The sequence below is a fragment of the Microbulbifer maximicatervae (SeqCode) genome, assembly GCF_052467955.1.
In genome coordinates, this window is the sequence record NZ_CP174329.1 from 3,206,016 (window position 1) to 3,232,447 (window position 26,432).

23 protein-coding genes are annotated in these 26,432 nt (G+C 47.4%); 7 read left to right on the top strand and 16 right to left on the bottom strand.

Features of this window, described 5'->3' with window-relative positions:
• Positions 1-19: 19 nt before the first annotated feature.
• Together ACJJI5_RS13725 and ACJJI5_RS13730 are read right to left on the bottom strand one after the other, a co-directional pair.
• Positions 20-1,261 (bottom strand): lipoprotein-releasing ABC transporter permease subunit, encoded by a 1,242-nt coding sequence (locus ACJJI5_RS13725; protein ID WP_445354357.1) that lies wholly within the window; start codon positions 1,259-1,261, stop codon positions 20-22.
• A gap of 51 nt (positions 1,262-1,312) precedes the next feature.
• Entirely contained in the window at positions 1,313-2,947 is a 1,635-nt protein-coding gene (locus ACJJI5_RS13730) for an alpha/beta hydrolase (protein WP_445354358.1), read from the bottom strand.
• Between the two features lie 264 nt (positions 2,948-3,211).
• On the opposite strand from ACJJI5_RS13730, the gene ACJJI5_RS13735 reads away from it, so the two are divergent.
• The 3 genes from ACJJI5_RS13735 to asnS all read left to right on the top strand — a co-directional run bounded on the left by ACJJI5_RS13735 (position 3,212) and on the right by asnS (position 5,755).
• The gene (locus ACJJI5_RS13735) at positions 3,212-3,508 is read left to right on the top strand and encodes a hypothetical protein (protein WP_282932628.1); all 297 of its coding nucleotides are present in this window, start codon (positions 3,212-3,214) and stop codon (positions 3,506-3,508) included.
• 167 nt (positions 3,509-3,675) lie between these two features.
• Positions 3,676-4,149 carry a L,D-transpeptidase family protein gene (locus ACJJI5_RS13740; protein WP_444941876.1) on the top strand — a complete coding sequence of 158 codons (474 nt, stop codon included), beginning with the start codon at positions 3,676-3,678 and terminating at the stop codon, positions 4,147-4,149.
• Between the two features lie 199 nt (positions 4,150-4,348).
• The gene (asnS, locus tag ACJJI5_RS13745) at positions 4,349-5,755 is read left to right on the top strand and encodes an asparagine--tRNA ligase (protein ID WP_444893741.1); all 1,407 of its coding nucleotides are present in this window, start codon (positions 4,349-4,351) and stop codon (positions 5,753-5,755) included.
• A gap of 46 nt (positions 5,756-5,801) precedes the next feature.
• Here asnS and ACJJI5_RS13750 read toward each other — a convergent pair whose 3' ends face one another.
• On the bottom strand, positions 5,802-7,763 hold the full coding sequence (locus tag ACJJI5_RS13750; protein ID WP_445354359.1) for a GMC family oxidoreductase: 1,962 nt from the start codon (positions 7,761-7,763) through the stop codon (positions 5,802-5,804).
• Positions 7,764-8,445: 682 nt separating this feature from the next.
• On the opposite strand from ACJJI5_RS13750, the gene ACJJI5_RS13755 reads away from it, so the two are divergent.
• A complete protein-coding gene (locus tag ACJJI5_RS13755; RefSeq protein WP_413665631.1) occupies positions 8,446-8,823 on the top strand; it encodes a hypothetical protein in 378 nt (125 codons plus the stop codon).
• Between the two features lie 83 nt (positions 8,824-8,906).
• Here the strand turns inward: ACJJI5_RS13755 and ACJJI5_RS13760 are convergent, their stop codons facing one another.
• Positions 8,907-9,590 (bottom strand): hypothetical protein, encoded by a 684-nt coding sequence (locus tag ACJJI5_RS13760; protein WP_444941879.1) that lies wholly within the window; start codon positions 9,588-9,590, stop codon positions 8,907-8,909.
• A 477-nt stretch (positions 9,591-10,067) separates the two neighbouring features.
• Entirely contained in the window at positions 10,068-10,502 is a 435-nt protein-coding gene (gene tnpA, locus ACJJI5_RS13765) for an IS200/IS605 family transposase (RefSeq protein ID WP_444933710.1), read from the bottom strand.
• A 279-nt stretch (positions 10,503-10,781) separates the two neighbouring features.
• Here tnpA and ACJJI5_RS13770 point away from each other — a divergent pair, with 279 nt between their 5' ends.
• Positions 10,782-11,051, top strand: coding sequence for a DUF1330 domain-containing protein (locus tag ACJJI5_RS13770; protein WP_444897134.1), 270 nt, complete (start codon positions 10,782-10,784; stop codon positions 11,049-11,051).
• A gap of 167 nt (positions 11,052-11,218) precedes the next feature.
• On the opposite strand, the gene ACJJI5_RS13775 is transcribed toward ACJJI5_RS13770, so the two are convergent.
• Positions 11,219-11,773 carry an RNA 2'-phosphotransferase gene (locus tag ACJJI5_RS13775; RefSeq protein WP_445354360.1) on the bottom strand — a complete coding sequence of 185 codons (555 nt, stop codon included), beginning with the start codon at positions 11,771-11,773 and terminating at the stop codon, positions 11,219-11,221.
• Between the two features lie 37 nt (positions 11,774-11,810).
• Positions 11,811-12,311 carry a GNAT family N-acetyltransferase gene (locus tag ACJJI5_RS13780; protein ID WP_445354361.1) on the bottom strand — a complete coding sequence of 167 codons (501 nt, stop codon included), beginning with the start codon at positions 12,309-12,311 and terminating at the stop codon, positions 11,811-11,813.
• 222 nt (positions 12,312-12,533) lie between these two features.
• On the opposite strand from ACJJI5_RS13780, the gene ACJJI5_RS13785 reads away from it, so the two are divergent.
• Positions 12,534-14,651 (top strand): TonB-dependent siderophore receptor, encoded by a 2,118-nt coding sequence (locus ACJJI5_RS13785; protein WP_444905403.1) that lies wholly within the window; start codon positions 12,534-12,536, stop codon positions 14,649-14,651.
• Positions 14,652-14,938: 287 nt separating this feature from the next.
• Here ACJJI5_RS13785 and ACJJI5_RS13790 read toward each other — a convergent pair whose 3' ends face one another.
• The 4 genes from ACJJI5_RS13790 to ACJJI5_RS13805 all read right to left on the bottom strand — a co-directional run bounded on the left by ACJJI5_RS13790 (position 14,939) and on the right by ACJJI5_RS13805 (position 21,112).
• Positions 14,939-15,331 carry a DUF3224 domain-containing protein gene (locus tag ACJJI5_RS13790; protein WP_444897130.1) on the bottom strand — a complete coding sequence of 131 codons (393 nt, stop codon included), beginning with the start codon at positions 15,329-15,331 and terminating at the stop codon, positions 14,939-14,941.
• A 603-nt stretch (positions 15,332-15,934) separates the two neighbouring features.
• Positions 15,935-19,072 (bottom strand): efflux RND transporter permease subunit, encoded by a 3,138-nt coding sequence (locus tag ACJJI5_RS13795; RefSeq protein ID WP_445354362.1) that lies wholly within the window; start codon positions 19,070-19,072, stop codon positions 15,935-15,937.
• Positions 19,069-20,430 (bottom strand): efflux RND transporter periplasmic adaptor subunit, encoded by a 1,362-nt coding sequence (locus ACJJI5_RS13800; RefSeq protein ID WP_444905406.1) that lies wholly within the window; start codon positions 20,428-20,430, stop codon positions 19,069-19,071. The genes ACJJI5_RS13795 and ACJJI5_RS13800 overlap by 4 nt, the downstream gene beginning before the upstream one ends.
• Positions 20,420-21,112, bottom strand: coding sequence for a TetR/AcrR family transcriptional regulator (locus tag ACJJI5_RS13805; protein WP_444905407.1), 693 nt, complete (start codon positions 21,110-21,112; stop codon positions 20,420-20,422). Before ACJJI5_RS13805 ends, ACJJI5_RS13800 begins: the two co-directional genes overlap by 11 nt.
• Before the next feature lie 558 nt (positions 21,113-21,670).
• Between ACJJI5_RS13805 and ACJJI5_RS13810 the strand changes: the two genes are divergently transcribed.
• The gene (locus ACJJI5_RS13810) at positions 21,671-22,492 is read left to right on the top strand and encodes an alpha/beta hydrolase (protein ID WP_445354363.1); all 822 of its coding nucleotides are present in this window, start codon (positions 21,671-21,673) and stop codon (positions 22,490-22,492) included.
• A gap of 197 nt (positions 22,493-22,689) precedes the next feature.
• Here ACJJI5_RS13810 and ACJJI5_RS13815 read toward each other — a convergent pair whose 3' ends face one another.
• From ACJJI5_RS13815 to ACJJI5_RS13835, 5 genes are all read right to left on the bottom strand, one after another.
• Positions 22,690-23,073, bottom strand: a complete 384-nt coding sequence (locus ACJJI5_RS13815) for a hypothetical protein (protein ID WP_445354364.1) — start codon at positions 23,071-23,073, stop codon at positions 22,690-22,692.
• Positions 23,074-23,577: 504 nt separating this feature from the next.
• Positions 23,578-23,913, bottom strand: coding sequence for a helix-turn-helix domain-containing protein (locus ACJJI5_RS13820; RefSeq protein ID WP_445356316.1), 336 nt, complete (start codon positions 23,911-23,913; stop codon positions 23,578-23,580).
• Between the two features lie 19 nt (positions 23,914-23,932).
• On the bottom strand, positions 23,933-24,466 hold the full coding sequence (locus ACJJI5_RS13825; protein ID WP_445354365.1) for a hypothetical protein: 534 nt from the start codon (positions 24,464-24,466) through the stop codon (positions 23,933-23,935).
• A 308-nt stretch (positions 24,467-24,774) separates the two neighbouring features.
• Positions 24,775-25,140 carry a VOC family protein gene (locus ACJJI5_RS13830; protein WP_444916950.1) on the bottom strand — a complete coding sequence of 122 codons (366 nt, stop codon included), beginning with the start codon at positions 25,138-25,140 and terminating at the stop codon, positions 24,775-24,777.
• Between the two features lie 65 nt (positions 25,141-25,205).
• Positions 25,206-26,429, bottom strand: coding sequence for a CaiB/BaiF CoA transferase family protein (locus tag ACJJI5_RS13835; RefSeq protein WP_445354366.1), 1,224 nt, complete (start codon positions 26,427-26,429; stop codon positions 25,206-25,208).
• Between the last annotated feature and the right edge of the window lie 3 nt (positions 26,430-26,432).

Consider the following 26,432-nt stretch of genomic DNA (forward strand, 5'->3'; position numbering starts at 1 on the left):
ACAGGCCGACTTATATAAATTATTCGTAACGCAAAGCTTCCGCCGGCTCAATCTGTGCCGCTCGCCAGGCAGGAAATATCGTTGCCAGCAGGCTCATACAAATTGCCGCCGTTAACACCACCACTGCATCGCCGGCACGGAATTCAGAAGGCAGGTAACTAACAAAGAAAACACGGGGATCAAATATCTTGGCGCCTACTACCGACTCAATCCAGCTCACCATTTCAGTCAGGTTCATCGCTATCACGATGCCTAAAACAGCACCGGCAAAAGCGCCGATAATGCCAATGGCACTGCCCTGAATCACAAATACCGCCATAATCTGACGGGAGGTCAGCCCCAATGTTCGCAACACTGCAATATCGGAGCGCTTATCCGCAACCATCAGTACTAATGCGGAGACAATATTGAATGCGGCCACGGCGACAATGATCATCAGCATCAACGTGACAACGGTCTTTTCCATTTTAACTGCCTGGAAAAGACTTCCCTGGGAATCCCCCCAATCTTCACCCTGAAAACCCTCGCCCAGCTCATTTGCATAAACAGAAACAAGCCCCAGCGCATTGTCCATATCGTCAAAGCGCAACTGCAGCCCCTGGACCTTACCCGTCATCCGGGTCAGGCGCGCAGCATCTTCAATATTGATCAGCGCGACATTCTGATCCACCTGCGCACCCACAGAGAAAACACCGGCGACCGTGAAACGCTTTGTTCTGGGGAATATACCGGCGGGGGTCACGCTGACTTCTGGCAGGGTCAGTATTACCGAATCTCCGGGAATCACATTGAGCTGATGGGCAAGGATTCGTCCCAGAACCACCCCGTAGCTGCGGGGCTCGAGCAAATCCAGGTTACCCATCACCATATGCTCACCGACGGTAGACACCTTGCGCAGCGCTTGCGGTTCCACACCTTGGAACTGGGCACCGTGACTGCTGCCATGAGCACTCAAGAGGGCGTAGCCATTCACAAAAGGGCTGGTCGCTTCGACATGTGGCTGAGCTTCCAACTGCCGTGCAGGTGTCTCCCAGTCCACAAGGCCGCCTTCCCGCTCGACAAAGCCGTGAGGTACAACACTTAGTATTCGGGTTTTAAGCTCACGATCGAAGCCGTTCATAACAGAAGCGACAACAATCAACGCAAAAACACCAAGGGCCATTCCCAGTAGAGAAAAGCCATTGATAAAGGAAATAAACTGCTGCCTGCGGCGGGCAGCCACGTAGCGCAGACCAATAAATAGGGGAACAGGTTTTAACATAGGGTCGATTTAAACGGAAAAACGTCAGGAAATCCAAAGATTTAGGCAAGTTTACCGAACGTTGTAAGTCTTGAGCTGGGCCTTCAGGCGCTTCAACGCCTCATCATCCCACTCCTCTGGCTCTGTAAGGGCGAGCCACGCTAAGGTGTATCCCCACGGGGTATACCGATGGCCAAAAGATAACGGAGCGAGCCCTACATTTAAGTCTGCCAGCAGCTGCAAGCCGGTAACTAGAGGGTACCACTGGAGATCCGGCGATACATCAGGTCCTCTGGGATGGTTCAACCAGTCGGGCCTTTCCAGCGCCCAGCGCACACTAAAGAATACTATCGGGTCACTGGCGTGCTGCAAAAATGCAATCCTGAACTCACCCCATGGCTCACGGCCAATATAGCCTCCGTACTGATTACCAAAGCGCACCACCTCTCCCCCTTTGAACTCTGGCAACCAGGCGGGAGTGCCCGGATCTCGATTTCTGACAATCCGGCTCCACATGCCTACACCGAGGGGCGGCCCAGCCCAAAGGGCTCCATCAATCGGGTCATCGATAATGTCATAGAAGTCGAAGGAGTCTTCGGAAAGTTGAGCGCCAAGACTGAGGCCAAACAAGTAAACTCGGGGCCGCTCATCTTCTGGCAACTCAGCCCAATAATCATAAATGACCTTAAATAGTGCTCGCGCCGACTCGAGCCCCTCAGAATCATCCGCCATCAGCGCTATCGGGCTGGATAAATAGGAATACTGCGCCGCAACAGTGGCGGTATTACCTCGATATAAAAACTCTAAAGAATTTACAGCACCGGGATCAACCCAGCCGGCGCCGGTTGGAGTTGCCACTAATAAGATCTCACGCCGGAATGCACCAACCCGCTTTAACTCCTCCAGCGCCAACTGAGCGCTCTTCATGGGCGTCACAGCACTATCAAGCCCAACGAAAACCCTGATGGGCTGTACTGCAGAACCTGCCACCTCTTTTATTTCTTCCTCTGTCGGCCCCAGCGTTAAGAACCGGCGCCCTTGATTGCCAATGTCATCCCACTTAATCAGCGAATTGGCGCCACCAGGAAGATTGGGGTCTGCCGGAGGGGGAATACTCTTCGCATAAGAATTATCTAGCCGCTGATAGGTCGATGAAATCACATGCAAACCTGCTTTCAACAGCACCCCATTAAAAACAGCCCAGTAAAGGAGCACAGCCGCCAACACACCCACAAGCATCGCCACTCGCTCGGGCACATGCTGCTCCACATAGCAAGCCACCAGGAGGACTATTCGCTGAAACCCTTTCCCCAGGCACCACAACACCAGGAACATAAGGAGAGATATTACAGCAATCGTAATAGGCTCAACGGATCCAACCTGCTCCATACCCATAAGGGCGCGGATAGAATTCTGCCACTTCACTCCCTGCCAGAGAGAAACAAGAAAAAGAAGGAGACATACGGCTAATACACTTCGATCAAATAGACGTCTTTGCCATGTGGAAATCGGCAGATTGGGGATACCCAGGTATTTCCAAAGCCAACTCAGAAAGACGCCGAAAACATAGCCGACAAAGAATGCGACGCCGCCCAGTATTCCCTGCATTACATCACTGCGAGGAATAAGGGATGGCGTAAGGGAGAGCGCAAAGCAGATAGAACCAATAAGAAGGCCGAGAATTGAAAAGGTATTAACCAGCCTCATTCTTGTCCGCTCGACAAGCCAAGCATAATTAACAGCCTAGCATAGGCGCTGATACAGCCAGCCAAGCCGTCTTCTGTTAAATCGCATCAAAATTCGAAGTAGTAGCGCTGCAAGAATTTAGCCATCAACTCATGGCACCTAACATTCCAAAGAGGCGCATTTATTTCTATTCTTGGCGAGAAAACGTGAAGAATAACAGGAGCATTGGCGGAAATTCTGTTTTAATGGGACGGCTAATGGAACATCTACATCGGAGAACAAAAAATGTTCAGCAGACTCCGCAGCGGATTGAATTGTCTCGCTGGCTCAATGGCTCTACTTCTTACTTTTGGCGCCCAGGCGACAACCATTGAAGTACCCGTAGGCACCCAGGGTGGGGAGCTCACCATTGAAGAAGTCCGTGGGCTTAAAAAACATGATGTGACCTCACGCCTGGGAGAACCCCTTGGTATTGAGGGGCCAATTGGCGAGCCCGCTATCACGCGCTGGGAATACGGCGAGTTCTACGTTTTCTTTGAACAGGACACCGTCCTACACACAGTAAAAAAACCCAGCGGCTGATCTAGCACATCCCGGCAGGCGCTCAACTGAAGCTGCCTGCCTCACCCAAAGTGAAGCACCCCACTCTAGCTGCAGCTGCAAGATAATTCAGCCCCGCCCTTTTGCTGATTCGGAAAATTTATATCACAGCAACCTGAATCAACCACCTCCAACCGGAGTTACAAGCCGTGCGCTATATCGCCATTCTGCTTTTTACATTAACCACTATTGCCCAGGCTGAAGTCACTCTGGTGGAAGTGATTAAGTCCGAAAACAAAATGCACTTGCTCGATGGCGACAAGGTTATAAAGAGCTACCATGTAGCCTTCGGCGGGCAACCCCAAGGACACAAGCAGCAGGAAGGCGATGAAAAAACCCCTGAGGGACACTACACGCTGGATTACAAAAAAGAAGACTCCTCTTATTATCGGGCAATGCATATCTCCTACCCCAATGCCGAAGACCGCGCTCAAGCTGAGGCTCGGGGAGTCTCGCCAGGTGGCTTCATTATGGTCCATGGCCAGCGCAATCGACTCGGCTGGCTCGCTCCAATCACCCAACGTTTTAACTGGACTGATGGTTGCATTGCCCTTACCAATGACGAGATGGATGAGTTTATGGCTCTCGTAAAAATCGGCACCCCCATTGCAATCCGCTGGTGAGACATCACCAATATAGAGGCCATAACAGCTCTTCAAAGTCCTTAGGGAGATTTTGAAGAGCTGCCCGATAGCCAAGGGACTGGATTTCCCCTCTACAACCAGTCAATATGCCCGCCGTAACTTCACCTTGGTGGGGTGGTCAACTTTTAGGCAAGCTGACAGAACACCACCTTCCGGACTAATGAGAAACCGATAGAAAATGACAGTAAAAGTCGAATCCGTAGATAGCCTATTGAAATCCAGCGGTCGCGAGGGCGAAGAAGTCCGCGTTCAAGGCTGGATCAGAACCCGCCGCGACTCCAAAGCCGGCCTCTCTTTCCTGGCCGTACATGACGGCAGCTGCTTTGATCCGATCCAGGTCGTTGCTGAGAATCACCTGCACAATTACCAATCAGAAGTGCAGCGCCTGACTACCGGCTGCGCGGTAGATATCCTCGGTACCATCAAACCATCCGAAGGCAAGGGTCAGTCTATCGAACTGCTCGCCACCGAAGTCCAGGTTGTCGGCTGGGTGGAAGACCCGGATACCTATCCCATGTCCCCCAAGCGCCACACTATGGAGCACTTGCGCGAACACGCTCACCTGCGCCCGCGCACCAATGTCAGTGGTGCCGTAGCCCGCGTGCGTAACTGTATCGCCCAAGCAATTCACCGTTTTTATCACGAGAACGGCTTCCTCTACGTGCACACCCCAATTCTCACCGCTTCTGACTGTGAAGGTGCTGGCGAGATGTTCCGGGTCAGTACCCTGGATATGGAGAACTTGCCGCGCACAGATAAAGGTGCGGTGGACTACAGCAAGGACTTCTTCGGCGAAGAGAGCTTCCTCACTGTATCCGGCCAGCTGAATGTTGAGAGCTACTGCCTGGCCATGTCCAAGGTGTACACCTTCGGCCCCACCTTCCGTGCAGAAAACTCCAATACCACTCGCCACCTGGCAGAGTTCTGGATGGTTGAGCCGGAAGTTGCCTTTGCAGACCTGGCAGATATAGCCGACCTCTCCGAGCAAATGCTGAAGTATGTATCCAAGGCGGTACTGGAAGAGCGCGCCGATGATATGGCCTTCTTTGCCCAGCGCATCGACAAGGAGGCTATCAGCCGCCTGGAGAATATCGTCGACAACGATTTCGCCCGCATCAACTACTCCGAAGCGATTGAAATCCTGGAAAGCTGCAAAGAGAAGTTCGAGTTCCCTGTATCCTGGGGTATTGATCTGGCCTCTGAGCATGAGCGTTACCTGGCAGAGAAGCACTTCAAAAAGCCAGTTATCGTGATGAACTATCCGAAGGATATTAAAGCCTTCTACATGCGCATGAACGACGATGGTAAAACTGTTGCCGCAATGGACGTTCTGGCACCGGGAATCGGCGAAATTATCGGCGGCGCCCAACGTGAAGAGCGTTTGGAGAAGCTCGATGAGCGTATGGATGAAATGAATGTACCCAAGGAACACCTGGACTGGTACCGCGACCTCCGCCGCTACGGCACCGTGCCTCATGCGGGCTTTGGCCTGGGCTTTGATCGCATCGTGTCCTACGTGACCGGCATGGGCAACATCCGCGATGTAATCCCCTTCCCGCGCACACCGAAGAACATCTCGTTCTAAATAAAAAGCCCCGCGTTGCGGGGCTTTTTATTTCACATACAAATCTTCAAGCGCTCAGCCCAGTTGCTGTAGCAATGATGTCATCGCTCGCCTTTTCACTGATCATATAGACCGGCACCACAATAAAGAAACCGGGGATTCGGGGGAACACCGAAGCATCCACCACCCTTAAATTATTGGTGCCGTGAACCCGGAATTTACTGTCGACAACTGCCATAGGATCACTGGCAGGCCCCATTTTATTTGAACAGGAAGCGTGATGTCCCCAAGCTTGGTTCTTAACAAAATCGCCAATTTGCTGATCTGACTGAACCTCTTTACCGGGCAATAATTCCCTGGAGACCTGCTTGCTCACAATAGGGCCCGACATAATATCCCTGGAAATTTTTACCCCCTCAACAACTGCCTGAAGGTCTTCTCCCAGAGCATCATTACCCTCACCAAAATAGTGGAAGTTGATCTCCGGCGTGTCCCTGGGATCAGCAGATTGCAGGGTCACACGCCCGGCGGTATTGTTCGTATGGCCTTTCAGTACAATCCAGGAGAAACGGTCTTTGTAGTCCCGCAACACCTGGGAGTACCCGGGAAAGTATCCATGGAAATCTGAGGGCACTCCGAAAATAAACAAGTCGGGATCTTCCAGCTCCGGCTTGGAACGTTTGACCAGAGACAATACTGGACCATTTCCACTGTAGGGCCCCTGATTGAACCAGCCATAGCGATAGCGATTTAAGCAGGGATCATTCCCCTCTCCCCAAGTGCAATCTTTAAGAAGGGCAAGATCCTCACTCATCTCACTAACGATTCCGACCTCATAGCGATCCTGGAGGTTCTCTCCTACCCCAGGCAGATCTACCAGGGGCTCTATGCCGTGATCGCGGAGCTCATGGGCGGGACCAATTCCCGATAACTTGAGAAGTTGCGGGCTATTGAAGGCCCCTCCAGACAAGATAACCTCGCGATTTGCCCGCACTTGCCTCAAGACTCCGGCAGTACCACTTTCGTCATGGTAAGGGTCTGCCTTATACAGGCTCGCCCCTTCTAAAAACTCCACTCCAACAGCAGTATTCCCCTCAAACAACACACGAGTTGCCAGTGAATTTGTACGAATATGAAGCAAGTTTGGGTAAACTGACTGGGTATCTAAGAGGTATTCGCGCACACTGGTACGGCGGTTTCGACTATCTGCTGCCATAGGGGCGATAAAAGGCCCTTCCTGGCCACCGGCCACGTCCCAATGATTGATATCCAAGCGAAGATTGCCGCTGATAATTTTTTCCAGGGCCCCTTCGAGCCCATACTTGGCCAGCGCAGCCTGCGCAACTTTCAAGATCGCCGGGTCTTCCAGCAACAACGCGGGGTTGCCGCGATTCGTGGGCAGCCAACCATCAAAACCGTGGCGAGATGGATTGGAGAAAATTGGGCGGGGCACATATTCACAACGCTCTAAACGCTCAAAATATCGCCGCATATTTGCGCTATCCCAGGAAATATCCCCTGTATCCCGTGCTATGCGGTCAAAATCATTGTTATGTGGATAGACCGTAATCAGTGCGTGGTGCGTGGTACAACCACCGATAGTACTCGCCCGTGGGTAGAGGATTCCCTTCCCGGAAACGTATTTTTCGTCCAGTTTCTGCTGATTGATATCTGCATAATGCTTAACAAAAAAGTCCCAGCTCAATTTGGGGTCTTCAGACGCGAAGGGGTGCCATGCTGGAATATTATGGGTGTCATCACTGGGATCGTCAGCACCAGCTTCCAACACCAAAACAGAAAATCCCGCCTTTGCTAAATTTACCGCTAATGGCCCCCCACCCGCACCCGACCCAACAATCACGTAGTCATATTGATCATAGAAATTCCGATCCAACATTGAGAGAGCGGAAACCAATCCTGTCGAAGCCGCGCTGGCAGCAATACCCAGTTGCACCGCTCCTTTAGTAAAATTTCTACGGCTAATTTTTTTGCTCGACACTTTCTTGTCAATCGAATCCTTCTCTTCCATAGTGCTTATCCATTTTTATACGTTGTATCCGAGATAAGCATTATGCACGCCAGCTTTTGCAATTCTGTCTTACAGGGATTGCTTTAATCTAAAACTCGACCTACTTACCAGCGCGAGGATGTATCACATGCCTAAAAGATATATCGACGCAAGACTTCTTAAATGAAATTAAATAAACCTCTCCCATTCCACCTGGAGACCCCAGAAGAGAAGCACCTGTGAGGCATCAAATAAAAGGAAAACGAGTTTTTAAGCTAGCCAAAATCAAAGGTCACGCTTCAAAATTCAATCAGCCAGATAAACCTTCAAACACCACCTCAAAAAGGAAACATAAATAAATTTGAATAACTGCAAGGCAGTTTATTATTTTAAGCATTACGCCAACGCTTAAAATAATAAACCCCCCAGTCCGGCAAGTAACAAACTCAGATCACAACGGCGGTTTTCGTGAATTTTCTACACAATCAGTCGCTGGAATATTCTTAGCCCCCCTATTGAGAGCTTAAAACATTGCCCAAAGTATCAATCTGTCTATATGATGCAATCATCGAATTTGATTGCGATTCTTGGAATAACAACTAGATTAATAAACACTAAAAAATAAAAGCGATCCGATTCAACCCAAAATCCTCAGGAGCATCGGACACAAGTTTTAGTTGATGACCGTGAGAAGGAGATCAGAATGTCTGGAAAAGAGCTCTATATCACCTACGAAGAACTTTTAAAACTCGAGAGTTTTAGAAAACCTAACTCAACACCAAGAAAACCCCAAAACATTGATACCACCCACCTTGATGATATCGAAGTAATCATTGCTAACGGCAAAGGAATTCAAGCTCTCGATAGAGAAGCTATCAACAAACTACCACTAACAGGATGGGTTTGTAGATTTCCCGCCCACATTCACCCCCCCAAAGGCTTGAAACTCGTTCAAGTCAGCGAGCACCTATTGAATATTGCTCCGGCTAGAAATATGCCGTTGCAAAAATTTGAGGCTTTAGTCAAGGAACTCACTATCAGCGCCATCACAATATTCAAGAAGCAAGGTCGAGCCGTCTGATATATGACCATGATCACAGCCGACTGCAAAACGGTATGCTATTGAGCTGCCGTTTTGCTATCTCTCCACTAAGTACTTACCCCCTAGCCTATTAATTTCTGAAATGCGATTAACTTCCTGATGTAAGCTCGCATTTCCGGAGTATCAAATTTCCCCTGATAACGATCAGGATCGTTGACTGAGCGCCCCTTAATACCGGGACAGCCGCCAAATCGTATTAGTGTGGAAAAAGCAGGCATTAACTGCAACTCTTCTACCGAAGCCTTGATTTCTAAATCCAAATGATCTGAGTACTCTTCAATATATCTGGAAACCGTCCCCATACCTGAAAGTGTTTGTGCACAAACCATATTCCCAACTGTCCCAAACTTGGGGAATCGATGAACTTCTTTAAAGTCCACCTTATCAAAGCTGGCCAATAGATTTTCCTTCAATACCAACTCGGCAAACTCCAGGTGCTCCCCCTTTTTGGGTTTCAAGCCTGTCACCTGGTAGTGGAGCGCCTCAAAGGGAACAAAAAGATTGCTCCACCCCTTTTCAATTTTTGAAATTGCATATTCCTTATAAGCAGCTTTTTCCTGATACTTATCGATAGTCTGAAAGATTGAAAGCGCCAGACCAACAACTGCCACCCCGGCTGCAACACCGCCTATCCTGGTTACCCTTTTCAGGCCAATTTGGGTTTCATCCCATGTCTTCCCATGAATTGCCAAAAGAGCCGCGATAGCTGTAAGTGCATGCCCTAAAATAGAAATAGTCAGATCCATAAGCTCCCCCAGAAAAAAATCAAATTTCAATATGCACTAAAAATCAAATCTTGGTATCACTATCTACCGATACCAGAAAATTTCAACACAGTAGATACACGCCACATTGCGAAAATCACCGCCAGGCTATCTATTTTCATTAATGGGCAGGAATAAATAGAAATATACACTTACTCAGAAAAGCTAATCAATAAGTTAAAATTACTATTTTTAGACTGGAACTTTATAAAAAAACCAAAACAAAACAATCGTACCCATTTGGATTTACCTCATCGCAAAGAATTAAATAGCAATATACGGAGCTTGTACTTTTCCCGTAGATTTAATTAGCAAGTAGGCAAAGCAATAAGGGGCAAAGGTTGACTCACAAGATAGCGGTTTACTAACCACACTATTTAAGTCAAATCTCCTGACTCCATACAATCAGCAACCACCCGCATAGCGGGTGGTATGGTGAAAGCCCCCAGAGGGGGCTTGTTACAATCCCGCCAATTGCATCTGCTCTTGCCGGCGTTCTTCAACCTCTTGATTCTTGATGTACTCTCGAATCATCTGCTCATCAAGCCCTACTGTACTCACGCAGTAGCCCCGAGCCCAAAAATGTCTTCCTGTGAAATTTCTCTGTACATGCTTGTACTTCCGAAATATCCGGATCGCAGATTTCCCTTTCAGAAACCCAACCGTATTGGAAACACTTAACCTGGGAGGAATCATTAACAACATATGAATGTGATCCCTCATTGCGTACCCCTCGACCAACTCAATGCCTTTTTGACGACACAAGTCTCGGAATATTGCTCCAATCTCACGTCTCAATGCCCCAAATAACGCTTTCTTTCGATACTTGGGCACAAATACCACATGGTACCTGCAATAATGTTTCACGTGAGCTTGGCACTGCCAATCTCGCATATGGTGCCGGTTCATGGAGGCCATATTTTTACTCTGCACGCCGGAACGGCAGAGCCTTGTCAAGTCTCACCGCCAGAGGCGGTGGTTTACCCATGTATTAATTAATAAATTTAAAGGCCTATTATAACAACCAACCCCCAACTACCTGCCAAACATCTCCGTTGCGACCCAAAGGCTACTATTGGGAACCTTTTTAAAACTTGACCCTGAATAGCTAACGACTATAACTATTCACAAGGTTGTATAACTCGCAGCATCTACTGACCAACTGGTATCCATATGATACATCTATTTGTACACGCAAATGTTAAGGACTTCAACGAATGGCACAGAGCGCTAAAGGAGTTTATGCCTATAGTTGAGCAAATGGGTGCTACTGCCACATCCGTATACCGGGAAATTGATAATCACCATAATGTGACCGTGATCCATGAATTTCCTTCGAAGGAGCATGCCATTAAATTTGTCAATAGTAGTGAACTTGAAGAAGCCAAGAAGAAGGCTGGCGTGCTTGTGACTCCAAAAATTTGGTATACAGAAAAATTATAATTATTCCTTATTTTGGCATAGAAATTTATAAAGCTATCTTCACCCCCAATAGGCCTATCCATTCAAGGGGTGTATCTTGATCAATGGCTCTTCCTTTATAAATAAGCTGACTCTAGAGTATCCCTCCACTAACAGTACCCATATAACAATACTGATAACCCCTGCCTTTAAAGTAACTTCATATACTTGACTGGCACATGATCAACCAGCCACACATTATTAGCCGAGCGATAAAAATCAAAACCATCTCGATGCATGGATTTAGCCTCCACCCTTAACAGTACGGGCTTGCCATACCTGGCACCAACAGATCGAGCAACAGCCTCAGATTCTGACAAGTGAACATGATGCCTTTGCATTTTCTTCAGTCCTTGCGCGAGGATATCTTCAACAAAACGCTCTGCAGTGCCATGGAGAAGCGCACCTGGTGGTTCAAGGGGGCTTAAATGTAAATTAATATCTACAGAATGTCCCTGATTGGCTCTGATAGAAAGACCATCATCACTTATAGAAAACCGCTGCTTATCATTGGTTTCCACAACGACAGAAACCAAATCCCTGTTTAGCTCAAAGTCTACAGTTTTCTGAATCAACTCATCATCTGCCACCCATCCATTCTCATCCATAAACAAGCCGATGGCTTCAGGCTTATGCCTGAGCAGGTAGCTGAAGTATTTTGATATCCTACTCAGCTCTCTACTGAACTCAGTATCTCTATTCAATTCTAATATTCCACAACTAAGAATTTAACTCGAAATTTTATGATGGGACATTCACCTTGGCGAAAATGTACTCATCAAAATAAATACCCCCTTTTTTTACTGAGCAGCTTAAAGTCCCTTCATGCTTATACCCCGCCTTCTGTAAAACCTTCATTGATCCGACATTTCCAGAAAAGACAGAGGCATAAAGCCTGACAATATTTTGTGAAGAAAAAATCTCACGAGTAAACTGAGTCAAAGCAATAGTAGCAATTCCTCTCCCCCAAAATTCTCGTGCAACCCAATATCCAACCTCACCGGAGTGAGAATGCTCAAACAGCTGCTCGCGCATACTTATAATCCCGCAAAAGGCCCCTCTGTACTCTATTGCCTTTACAACCCCTTCCTTCTTACAACCTTTATCAACCCACCAAGCAGCATCTTCCAATGTATAAGGGTGAGGAATTCTCGATGACAAATACTTAAGCACAGACTCATCATTTAAGTACTCAACCAGTAGTGCTTCATCATTCTTTTCAATGTTTCTTAATTCAATCATTCGAACAAACCATCAATTCCCTAACCTATTACTGACACCCTTTCAATGAAAATCAATGCTTTTGAAAGCTAGGGTTCTCAGCTATCAACTCTTCCTACCTACTCTCCAATCAGCACAATAGCTTTTTATCTTCCTGCGACTGCCTCACAATTATTACTACATCTCAAAAATTTCAGCCATTATCAATTATAATCGACCCTATTTGTACGGAATGCTATCAATATGTACCCTCAACAACTCAACTTGGCAGTATGGGCCTCACTAGCCCCTGCTGCGTTGGTGTCTGCCCAGGAAGTAACTCAAACGGTAGAAGAAGTTGAAGTTATTGGTAGAGCCCAACAATTTTATCTGGACTCTCATACACAAGTTGGAACTAAAACTGACGCAGACTTATTGAATATTGCAATGTCTGCTCAAGTACTAAGTGAACAGCTTATTGAAGACCAGGCTGCCCGGGATATCACTGACTTGTACCGTTCCATCGCAGGAGTTAGTGAATTCAGCTATTCCGGAGTCACATTTCGGGGATTTCGAGACAATAAAAATATATTTTACGATGGAGTCCGCGGCGATCCCTATTCGGGGTTTAGTGTTCCTCAAGTATCAAATGTAGCGCGCATCGAGGTACTAAAAGGGCCATCCTCCGCCCTCTATGGCGGCGGTGAGCCCGGAGGGATGATTAACTACACCTCCAAGAGGCCAACCTTCGATGAGCGCCGTGAATTAACAGTCACCTCCGGAAGCGAATCGCTAAAAGGAGCTTCTGTCGAGCTAACAGGCGGTGTAATTGGAAATATCGCCTATCGTTTAGGAGGCTTCTATGAATCTCAAGATAGCTTTCGCAATAATGCGAACAGCGAGAACATTGAACTTGCCGGGGGACTACTATTTGACCTCTCAGCAGACACTCACCTGACGACCACCTTCGAGCACATAGAACAAAACCTAGGCGGTAACCGCTTGCGCGGCGTACCCGTTAATGATGACGGCAAATTCCTGGTAGATCCCTCCTACAACACCAACGAAAAATCTGATTATCAAAACCTAAAAGCCTTGGTTCTTCGAACTAAAGTCAAGCATAAGGTGACAGATAGCCTGAACTTTAACGCAACATTGCGTTACATGGAAAATGAAAGGGAGCAGGCTTATCACGAATCACGCGGTTGGGTAGACATCAATGGTGATGGAATGGCCAATGCTGAAGATGGAACCATCCGCCGTGAGTACCGCGATCAGTACCGGGCAAATGAAGAGCTGAGCCTTACTTTGGACTTTGTGTATGACACAGACATTTCAGGTATGAATCATCAGATTTTGCTTGGTGGTGACTATCATGATGTTGATACAAAATATGACTATTGGCGAGCGCGCCCTGGAGCAGACGGTGTTACAAACCTCAACATCTACGAACTCAACTACGGCATAACTGACCCGTCAACTTACAACCTTATCAATATGAATAAGGATGGTACGGCCAGCATCCGTACCAGCATTTATATCCAGGATACTGTGGAATTGACCAATCAGTGGTTCTGGATGCTAGGTGCGCGCCTTGATCAGTTCGACGAAACTGAAAAAGAAAGCGGCAATAGCTACAAAGATAATGATGCAAGCTACCGTACAGGCATCACTTATAAGCCCGTAGATACACTATCCCTCTATGCAAATTACTCCCAGAGCTTTAATCCGGTGAGCGCAGACGACTTTGAGGGCGGCGCTGAGGAGCTTGAACCCAGTACTGGCAGTCAAGTGGAGGTTGGTGTAAAGAAGGAATGGCTGGATGGGCGTATCCTGACCACTCTAGCCTTCTATCAGATAAAAAAAGCAAATATGGCCCAAAGTAACCCCGCCTATATCAGTGCCGATGAGACCCCGAATGAAGCCGAAATTATCAACCTCGGGCAGGTTCAAAGTGGTGGAAGCGAGTTCACCTTAGTCGGTGACATAACTGAGAGGCTAAGCATAACAGCTAATTATGCGTACAACGATACGTATATCGCTGAGGGTGACTCACGCAATGTGTCAGACTCAGGTCAGTTCGTAAATGCACCCAAACACCAAGCAGGCTTGTGGGCCCGCTATGACCTCAGCATCTGGGACTCAGCGTTTGCCATTGGTGCCGACTATGTGAGCGATCAAATAAGCTTCGATGATCAAAAAATAAAGGCCTACACTGTACTCGATGCCAGCTGGGCAACTCGCTGGGATGATATTCAGCTGAGTATTAACGTAAACAACCTTTTGAATAAAACGTATGCAGTGAGCGGTTTTAATGAGCGGCAAGGACATTTTCCCGGCCAACCACGAGAGCTGATCGCCCAGCTTTCCTATGACTTTTAGCAACCTAGTAATTTATCGTCAGCGGATTTCCACTGGCGATATCATCTTGTTTTATACAGGAAGGAAGTTCTTTGACGATACACTCACCAATATATCCCCGCAGATTTACCCACCTGTTCAGCCCCTCTTCTAAACTTAGATATTATGAAAACGACACTGATCCCCCAGATTGAATTTCTATTGGCAAATATTCAATCCGAGGTAGCACCTTCAATCAAGACGAGCACAGGCCGTATAAATTTCGATCGAACAATCTTTCCCTGACGCTATACAGGCAAAAACTACGATTAATCAAGTTGGTATTCAAGGTCGTAGTAATGAACTCCACCATCCATCTGAATAGACATTTTCCCAGAGAGTCCCACTAGTTCTCCAGTGCCAGAATCAGGCACAACCTCTAAAATAAGGAAGTCCTCTCCCTTCTTCATGGTCCCAAAGTGCTGTAAAACAAACGTGCCTCGCTTACCACCTAGAGTACCGGCAACTTGCTCTATGGCTACATACCCCGCAGATCCTTTTACAGGAGTCATTGCACTTAGCATTTCTCCTCGACTCTCTCCTGAAAGATCACCGTAAAAGACTTTATTAATTGACATACGCCCCAAGCTGTTTCCTTCACTACCTTTCGCATACGGATCCATCGGCTTTACAGTAACCTCGAACTTTCCTGAAATTTTCATATTTGCTCCTTTGCGAATTTAGATTGAAGTAGTACGTGTCTGGCTTTACCAGTAACAACTTAGGCTCTAAGGGAGTCTAAAGTGCTACTTATCGGTTTTCCATTTTAATATACAAAACTGTATATTTATACACCCAAGATGGCATAGTGAATGACTATGGGTTGAGATGTTTATGAAGGTGCGCAATTAACACTCAAAAGTACTAATGTCCATTAAGCGGTTAAGAGACATAAGCGAGAAATATTGGAACCCACCGAAGCAGTATGGGCTTTTAGCACTTCCAATCTCGTCGAGAAGATAGTTCATTATTATTTGGGACCAGGTGGAAATACGCTTGTCGATTCTACACAGAGAGAAATTAAAGAAATCGCTAAAACGGGATTACAAGAGTTCAGTGAAGCAAAGCCGAAATGACGATGCCCCCAAAACTATTTTGGAGGCTATGAGTTATTATTTTTTCTATACTAGTATTGGCAAAACGATAGATCGTAGATCTGTGGATTGATTAGCCCAAAACACTGACTGCCCAACTTATTAGCACCATTATTAGGTGTAATAAGCTAGGTATATCCCAGGAAACCAGCTTCCCTTCGTATAAAACGATCAACTACTTGGCGCAGTTGCCATAGGCGCCGGTACTAATACGTCTTCGCCATCACTATCTTCTTGAGGTTCAGTAAACCCAAAGTCCTCCAGTATTCCGTATAGTGCCGGTAGCACCAAAAGGATCAGAATAGTAGAACTGCTGATACCAAATACAATACTGGTAACAAGCGGCACCAACACCTGTGCCTGCAGACTGGTTTCAAATAACAGTGGCAACAGGCCTGCAACTGTGGTCAGTGAGGTAAGGAAGATGGCTCGGAAACGATCGCGGCTGGCTTGACTTGCCGCGCTATGCACATCCATTCCTTCACGCACTCGCCGCTTCACAAACTCCACTAACAATATTGAGTCATTGACCACAATTCCGGCGAGAGAGACAAAACCCATCATGCTTGGCATAGACATATTCTGCCCCATGATCAGATGCCCCCAGATAACACCAATCAGCGCCAAAGGAATAGCCACCAATACAATCAACGGCTCCACATAGCTGCGGAATTGCATGGATAGGAGAAGGTAGATACCAATGGCACCTATTAACAGGGCCCGACCAATGGACTTACCGGTAACCTCACTATTTTTCATTTCCCCTTGCATATCAACGCGCAATCCTGGGAACTCACGGGTAAGCTCAGACAGGAACTTCTCCTGGGTGTCACCTAGTACCTGTCCAGCATTCGCTTTCTCAGTGAAGACATCAGCAAACACACTCACTACCCGCTCGCCGTCAATACGTTGAATTCGCGCATACTCCCGATTCATTTCTATATCGGCAACGGCAATCAGCGGAACTCGTTGCTTGGTAGCTGGATGGATAATGACTAATTCATCGAAACGGCTCAGTGCACCGCGGGAATTTGCATCCATACGAACCTGAATCTCGTAGGTTTCCCCCCGATATTGAATTTCATCTATCTCCATCCCCTGGTAAGCAGCTCGTAACTGATTGGCGACATTGCTGGCGTCCAGGCCAGAGGCATAAGCGCCTTCACGCATTTTGACAGTGAGTTGCGGCTTGCCAGGACGCAAGTCATCCACCACATTCACTACGCCGTCGTATCCACGCAACCAATTCTGCAAGCGAATGGACGCTGCCTTTAGCTGATCCAACTCCAAACCGGCAAGTCGCAAGTGGATAGCACGGCCGGCAGGGCCTAAGGCCGGTTCTTTATAAAGAATAGCGATTGCCCCTGGTGTGTCGCCGGCAGCCTCACGCCAAGCATGGCGCAATTCATCCATGCTGGTATTGCGGCCTTCAGCGGCAAGCAGATCGACATTAATTGTGGCCACATGGGGCCCCGATTCAAAGGCATCTCCGTTAACACCAAAAGTGACACTCGTATGGTTTACCAAAGGTGCTCTTTCATTTTCAGAAAACTCTGAGGCAACTTGATCCAACGTCTTCAACTGCTTATCGACTAATTTCTCCATATCGACCAAAGACGTGCCTTGAGGCATTAAGATCCGAGCTTGCAATAAATCGCCCTCCAAGGTGGGAAAACCCTGAAACTTGACGATCCCCGATGTCATCAAACTAATAGTGACCAGGAACAAGCCAAATACACCCCCGACAAAGGCATAGCGATATTTAACAGCCCAATCTGCTGCGCGCCCCATATTTTCTCGCCAACCATCAAAACGTTTGGCAAAAGCCTGCTTCCAGGCAGGGGGGCGACTTTTATGCTCAAGGGCATGCCGCAAGTGTGCCGGCAAAATCAGGAAAGCTTCGATCAGGCTAATGAGCAATACAGAAATCAATACAATGGGGAGCACCTTGAGGACCTGCCCCATATCCCCCTTAATAAAGACCAGTCCTCCAAACACCATTACCGTAGTTGCGAATGAAGACAGTACTCCACGAGCCACTCGCTTGGTGCCATTGATAACCGCTTCCAACGGCGACCTTCCCTCACGGTGTTCACTGGCAATACTCTCCGATAACACAATGGCGTCATCCATCAGGATACCAATGGCAATCAGCAGTCCTACCAGACTGATCATATTAATGGACACGCCCATGGCCGTGATCAGTGCAAACGAACCCAGGAATGAAACCGGCAAGCCCATGACCACCCAAAAGACATAGCGGCCACTGAAAAACAGATAGAGAGCCAGCGCTACCAAAATCAGGCCCTGCCAGGCGTTAGCCATAATCATCTGCAAGCGATCCGCAACGATAGAGGCGCTGTCTTGGGTTAGAGTGAGTTTCATACCCTCAGGCAGATTTTCATTTTCACGGTCGACAAAGTCGCGTACGGCTTCAAGCACACGCAAGCTATCATCCACACTATTCTTCTCGACATTGAGAAGCGCTGCACGATGACCGTCAAAAGTAATTTTGTCTTCAGCCAGCTCAAAGTCATCGTAAATTTTTGCAATATCCCCAAGTCGAACTTCCGCTCCATCACCACCTTTAATCACCACCAGGTTTTCCAATTCTGCAACCGTGCGGCGCTCTTCGGTAAAACGCACCTGGTATTCTCGATCCGGCGTGGATACCTTGCCGGCGGGCATGTCGATCGCTTGCTGGTCAATAATATTAGCCAGGTCCATCACGCTGAGTCCGTACTGGCGCAAGTTATAATCTGAAACTTCAATCTGAAGCTGGTGGTCAGAAAAACCGGAAATGCGCACAATAGGAATAGCGGGATCGCGGAGTAATTCGCGGCGGTAGTGCTCCGCCAGCTGGTTTAATTGGGGCAAAGGAAGGTCAGCACTGATAGCAATACTAACCACCCCCTGAGTGCGGCCCAGTTCTTCGATCACCGGGCGCTCGCTTTCTGCAGGAAGCGAATCGATACTGTCTACTGCGGACTCCACATCAGCAACAAACTGGTCCATATCACCCGCTTCTTGCATCTTGAGGGTCATCAGGCCCAGATTATCTTTTGCCTCACACAATCGCTCATCAATAAAGCTGATTCCATCGGTGGCCTCCTCCAAGGGAAGACAAATACTATCTTCCACTTCGGCTGCCGCAGCGCCGGCATAAGGTACCGAAACCTGAACCTCAAACTTATCGATTTCCGGCATCGTTTCACGCTTCATGCTGGGCAGAACAAAAAGCCCGCTTAGCATCAGCGCAACCATCAATAAATTGGCCGCCGTTGGGTGACCGGCAAAATAACGTATCACTGCTGGGTACCTCTAGCACTCGCCGCAACGGATTGCTCATCACTGACGACGGAAACTGCCATTCCATTAATCGCAGGAATTACATCAGTCACAATAACCTGCTCACCGGGATTCAATCCCTCGCGGATCACAGTGGTGTCGCCTTGGTGGTAGTCAATCTGTACAGGGCGCACTCTTAGTTGACCATTTTGTACCAGATAAACCTTGCCTTCATGGAGGGCGCGGCGGGGTATAGCGAGTGCTGGTGCGGCGGGAGCCAATAACTCTACACGGGCATACATACCGCGAAATAGCGGTGGTTTTTCACCGGTCACCGCTTTGCCATAGGGGTCATCCACAGCTACAACAACGGAGAGTGTTCGACTGGTGCTATCCAGGGTTCCACCCAAGCGCACTACCCTCCCCTGCCACTCACTATTCCCCGGGCCACCCACCAGGGTGATCCGAGCTTCCAGCCCTAACAACATTTTGGGTAGATCATCAGGAGTCGGATTGGAATCGATGCCAGGCCTTAAATTGCGCAAAAGTGGAGCCACATGAACCATAGGAAGCTCTGCTGCAATTTCTACTTGGGCAAGGCCGCTTGCATCAAATAAACGGGCATTGCCAGCAACATATTGGTTTTCTTCAACATGAACTTCGCCAATACGAGCATTAAATGGCAGGATCACCTGGGTGCGCTCCAGGTTGTATTTACTGTCCCGTACCTGAGCTTCTGAGCGAGCTATCTGGGCTTCAATCACTTTACGGCGGGTCGGGAAAAGGGAGAGCTGGCTGCTCTGGTTCTGCACTTCCTGGCGCAAGCGCAGCATATTTTGCTCTTCAGTATCTACGGTCGAGCGGGAGACGGTTCCCTTGGCAACTAACTTTTGCTTGCGAGCGAGTTCTTTCTCACCCAATTTGAGGGTGCGCTCGGCGATGTCCAAAGAGCGTTTACTATTGGCCTCTTCCACGTCCAGCTCTTGCAAGTTAGCGCGATTTGCAGCCAAGTCACTTTCAGCCTGCGCCAGGGCAAGCTGGTAGCTGGTATCATCGATCTTCAACACCAGTGTACCGGCAGAGATAATATTTCCCCGCTCCAATTCCGGAGCTGTATACACCACCCTACCACTGACTTCTGCATTGGCTTCCAGGAAAGTACTGGGTTTCACCTCACCATATGCAATAGCTTGAGCTCGCAGCGGTAACTCCTGCACTTTAATTGCGTCTACCACCGTTATAGGAGCCTCAATAGCATCGTGTTTAGGCTCACCTTTAGTGACGACCAATGCCATAGATATAAACACCCCCGCCGCTATCAAAGCTGGTAATGCCAGCCGGCGATTCATCAGTGCTTTCATATGAGTCTTAATTTCCATTGCCGACTTCCTCGCCTTTGGTCACAGATTTATTGGAAACGCCACGGAGTAAGAGTTGAACGGTATGGTTAATCCATCTCTCCCGGTTTTCCTCCCCCAGAGCAAAGCCAAACCCCTCCTTCAAGGGGTCGCCAGCGATGAAGGGAAAGGCAATCAGACTGATAAAAGAGACTGGCATCAGGTCAATATCCAGGTCCTCTCGCAACTGGCCGCTGGATTGGAGAATTCCCAGCAACCCGCGCAGCTTTGGCACCAGTTGTGAGGCTAACCTGTCAACAAAGAGTTCGCGCATTCGACCAGATTTGGAAGCCACTTCATCAGCAATCAGGCGCGGAATCCAGGGCTCCTTGATGTATAGGCGTATCATTCGACTCATTGCTTCTTTCAGCAACTCTAAAGAGGGCTCCCCTCCATCCAGCCCTGCACTAACAAACGCGGGGCCATACTGCATGATTTGGCTCCGAACCACCTCGATAATTAGCCCCTCCTTACCGCCAAAGTGGTAACTGATCATCGCAGAATTCACCCCTGCTCCCTGAGCAATCTCCCGAATCGAAATATCACGGAAGGCCTTATTCCGAAGTAGAGAGTAGGCTGAGTGCATAAGTGCCTCACGCACCTGGGATTCACGCTCAGGATCTTTTGGGCGCCCGCGGCCTCGAGTGGATGGATTGTCAGTCACAGGCATTTATCCTTAATTAATCAGTTGATTAATTAAATAGGAATTACACCCATGCAACAACCCCAAAATCCGACCAGTCAGTCAGGTTGTGCCGGGTTAATTTCTGATTCACAAGCTAAGCATCTCGGGACGCAATACGTGCCAATGATCAAGGGTTTGACGGGGCTAGCAAAATAGGTTGTAAAATTGACCTCCTGCAAGTGGCCACCTTTACTAAATTCAGCAGTACTTACCGGGAAAATTCCAACCACTTAGATTGGTACATTTTCAGGCCAAATATCCAAATTTCTACTTAAAGCGGCCTGAATGCGAAACCAGGAAAGCCATTCAGCTAGAGCAGAAGAAAAACGTCGCAATCTCATCCTCTTCCATATCCGAACGCCAATCCCAACAAGACTTTCTGTATAAATGATGAGTGATGAATAATTTTAAGCTTTAAATAAAGCATTACTACAACCAACACCCTCCTCAATGTTAGTATTAGGCCGTTTCAATATGAATATTCTACAGACCCTATCTATTTCAAGAATAATTTAACCTTCAAAGGGCATATAACTTATGGTCAAGTATTTGGCTCTCATCTCATTTTTTCTTATGGCTACTTTCGCAAAGGCTACAGACCTTAAGAGTTCTCCCCTGGTAATTGGCGACTCAATTAGTTTTCAGTCAAAGATATTAAAGGAAAAGCGCACCTTAAATGTCTACTTACCCGAGAGCTACCATCGTGAACCTGAAAGAAACTACCCCGTAATCTATCTTTTAGATGGCTCCTTATCCGAAGACTTTATCCATATAGCGGGAGTGCTCCAATTCGGCTCATTCTCATGGATTAATATGCTTCCAGAATCCATTCTTGTAGGCATAGAAAATATTGATAGAAAACGCGACTATACATTTCCATCCAAAATAGCTTTAGATCAAAAAGAATTTCCATCATCAGGCGGATCAAAGGAATTTATTGATTTTTTGGACAAAGAGGTTCAACCCATTATTGCGAGCAATTTCCGTACAAAAGAAAATTCCACACTGATAGGTCAGTCTCTGGGAGGACTTGTAGCTACAGAAATCCTGATAAAGCATACGGACCTTTTCGACAACTATATTATTATCAGCCCAAGCTTATGGTGGAGTGGAGAATCTCTTCTGACAAGCATCCCTGAAGACTGCTGTGAGGACAAACAGATCTATATTGGAGCTGGAAAAGAGGGGGAAGTGATGGAGCGCCTAGCGCGAACACTATACAACAAGCTAGATAATAAGAAGAGCAACACAAAAATACACTTCGGCTACTTTGAACAACTAGACCATGGTGACACTCTGCATCTTGCTGTTTACGATGCGTTTGGAAAGCTGTTTTCAGACAAAGCCCCTAAAAACTAGAAACATTTTTCAATTTAAAACTGGTTGCTTTCGTTTCAGGAAATAGAATACAAAACCTGCGGGAGCAACACACCACTTACCTCACCATCAATCAAGTACACAATTACCATAGCGTCAACCTCATTTCAGCGACGTTCTGAAAGAGAGGCGGTGTGACATTTACAGTAAACACCGCCAACACCCTACATTTTCTAAACCTACGTCAAAGCTGCACGACGGAAGTTGTACACAGCCACCTGAGACAGAATAAATAGTGTAAATGTCACTACCAAGCCAGTCAGCATTACTGGCTCGTAGCCCTCAACCAATACAGAAATAAGCCGCGAAGAACCATTAAATAGAAAGTACATCGAGGCAGGAAGTATTAATAACCACTCTTTGCGAAAGGCACCAATTGCCGTAATGATCGCTAAGCTAAGCGTGGGGGCACTGAGAGTACGTAGGTTAGTGAAACCGTAGTTAGTTGTGGCATCAAACCCTGCTGGACCATTAATAACTTCAGGGAAAAGCATGGTCACTAAGCCAGCCGAACCCAATATAAGTACAAATATACCGGAAAGAAATTGTGCGAAACGAATCATATTAAATATTCCATTTGGTTGATTAAATGAACAGAATGAGAACTCAAAGATCTCTAAGAAATTCCTTATCATCTCTGCGAGACCTCAACAGGCCCTTAGCTCGGATAACAGACCAAGGCAGTGCTACTAATTGACTGTATCAAGTTTCACTATTTTTGATTGCACAGGGGGCAGAGTGATTAGCCTTCAGGCTTCCAGCAAACATCAGCAAGTAATGAAAAGTGACTGGTTTATAGTCTTCAGCGGTATCAGCTATAGTTCGCCCTAGGAGGGTTCTAATCAAACCACCAGGACGATAACTAATGCTCGTCGGGCTAAACGCAAAACCAACATCACCATTAGCACCAGCAATGAGCATGTATTCATTCTTTAGCCCCTCAGTAACAAGAGGGTTTAAATATAACGACATATCGTTAGAAAAGTACGCCGTTAAGACAAGGACTAGATTAACCAGCAAGCCAACACTTTACTTGGAACATCCAGTCAAGGATTTGTACAAATCCGTCAAATCGCCTTTTTACGCATTTGGGAAGGGGCTACTTGATAGTGCTGTTTGAACACCCGGGAGAAGTAACTAAGCTCATCAAAACCACACTCCAAAGCAACTTCAGTCAGGCTAAGATCGCTATTGAGAATCAGCTGCTGTGCTTTCTCCATCCGTTTCGAGGTAATATATTTCGTGGCACTACTGCCATAGACTTGCTTAAATTTACGAGTAAATGTTGACTCGCTCATATGGCATAGAAAAGCTAAATCCGCCAGCTTCAGAGAGGAGTATAAGTGAGCTTGCACCACTTCCTGAAGTTTAGGCTGTTGCCTGATGAACAACTGCCCCAACATCTTCACAACTGTTCCACTGCTATCGCAGCCTGGGGATGAGCTCTACTAATTCTCGAACCTTTAATACCACCAGTGGCTCACTGAATACTTCTGGCTGCTGGATATAGTCAATTATGCTACGCATATAATTAGATAGCAGTACAGATTCCTGCAGGCGCTCAGCCGAGGGGGGCTGATTATTGGACTTATTATCCTCCTTAACAGCAGCCCTTCTTTCGCCATTATTACCAAAGACATCAGGCATACCACTTGGGTAGAGTCTCTGTAATAGCTCTGACGTTAGCCGAAAACCGATGAAATTAATTTCATTGTTTATTCCATCTTCATGCCACTGATTAATAAAATTATCTGTCTTCATTAGCACAGTGGCACCTGGACTCAAGGTGAGGGTTTCATCACCACAAACCAGGGTTGAACAGCCACTGATAACGTAAACCAACCTTGCCTCATCAACCAAACGGTCTTGATAACTTAACGGTGCCCTGAATTTACGCTGACCAATTACCATTTTCCCTTGTATTTTAAATACAACTGATTCTTCACTATCTGGCATAAATTATTATCTTTATCAGGGACCTAGTCATTTGCAATAAAACATGAAGCATATCAACTTTTCAATCAGAGAAAACGTCCAATCGGAAGTGATTGCCATAGCCTCTCTGGCAGGGAACCAAGTTGAATCCAGGGGCGATAAAGAACATGCTCTACAAAGAATCTTCTAAACCTAAGGGACTCAAAAGCCTCTGAAAAGAATAAAACAACTTAAGGAACCACTGAACAACTCCGTGATACCTCTGGCATGCAGAGCGATACAGTCAAGGCCGCTGCTTCGCAGGAATGTCTAGACCTCTCAAGAAGTTGCTACACCACCGCGTTAACTTCTACCTTATTCCCAACTGGATCAAAAAATACTAATTGCCGTACATTGCGTCCGGGCACATCCATTAGGTGATTGGCGACTCCCAACGCATCCAGACGCTGCTTAACCGGCTCAAGCGCATCTGTACGGAAAGCTATGTGATCCAGGTAGGGTTTCTCAGGCTGGTCACCACTCACCTCACCATCTATTAAATGCAAAATAGCCCTACCATTGCCATAGAGCCAAAATCCATTACGCTTGAAATTTGGCCTCTCACCCTCGGTCAGACCGAGAACCTGGGCATAGAAGTCCCGTACCTGCTTTAGGGTTTCCATAGGAGCAGTAATATTGACGTGGTCGAGTTCCATCTGTTTTCCCTAATTTCCAAGGCACATCCTTGTTCCTGATTATCAGCAAGTTATCTGTCTATAACTTACACAATACTCTTGTTCCGCAACTCTTCTACTTGCTCGTCACTTTTACCAAGCAAATCTCGCAATACTTCCTCAGTGTGCTCACCCAATACTGGCGGCGCCTGAGTGTAGTCGAGTGCGGACTCGGAGAAGATTACAGGGTTGCGCACGGTCTTCACCTTTCCAGCTTCCGGATGATCCTGCTCAACCACCATACCTCGGGCCTGTACTTGAGGATCAGCAAAAACCTCCTCCAATGTATTGATAGGCCCACAGGGAACATGAGCATCACTAAGATGCTGGAGCCACCAAGCGGATTCGTGCTTACGAGTCGCAGCTTCAATCTGAGGCACCAATTCTTCACGGGCCATAACCCGCGCTGAATTAGTCCCATAGGCGGGGTTTTCTGCCAGATCCTGTACACCAGCGATTCCACAGAAGCGTTTAAACTGGTCATCATTACCCACTGCCAACATAAAATAGCCGTCTTTTGAAGGGACTGCCTGGTAGGGGACTATATTGGGATGGCCGGTACCCTGTCGCTCAGGGCTTTTACCAGAAGTAAGGTAATTTTGGGCTTGGTTAGCCAACCAGGATACCTGGGTATCCAATAAGGCGAGGTCAATATGCTGGCCAACACCCGTATGCTGCCGGTGAACAACAGCTGCCAATACAGAAGATACCGCGTACATCCCTGTCATCAGGTCGGCTACTGCCACCCCCACCTTTTGCGGGCCCGCACCCGGTTGCCCTTCCGGCACACCGGTAATACTCATCAGACCACCCATTCCCTGGATCATCGCATCATAGCCTGCTCGATTTTTGTACGGGCCAGTTTGCCCAAAACCTGTAATCGAGCAGTAGATAACACCAGGATTGATCGCCTTGATGGATTCATAATCCAGGCCGTACTTTTTCAGCCCATCTACTTTGTAGTTTTCAAGAAGAATATCGCAGCGGGCTGCCATCTCCTTGATCAAGGCCTGGCCATCTTCAGTAGTGATATCTACGGTAACTGATTTTTTTCCGCGATTGGCACTTAGGTAGTAAGCGGCATCGGCAGTGTCATTTCCCTTCTCATCCTTTAGGTAGGGAGGGCCCCAGTGGCGAGTGTCATCCCCTCGCTCCGGGCGCTCTACTTTAATAACCTCAGCCCCAAAATCAGCAAATACCTGCCCAGCCCAGGGTCCGGCGAGAATACGACTTAAATCGAGTACCTTTAAGTGTGCGAGTGGACCTGCCATAAC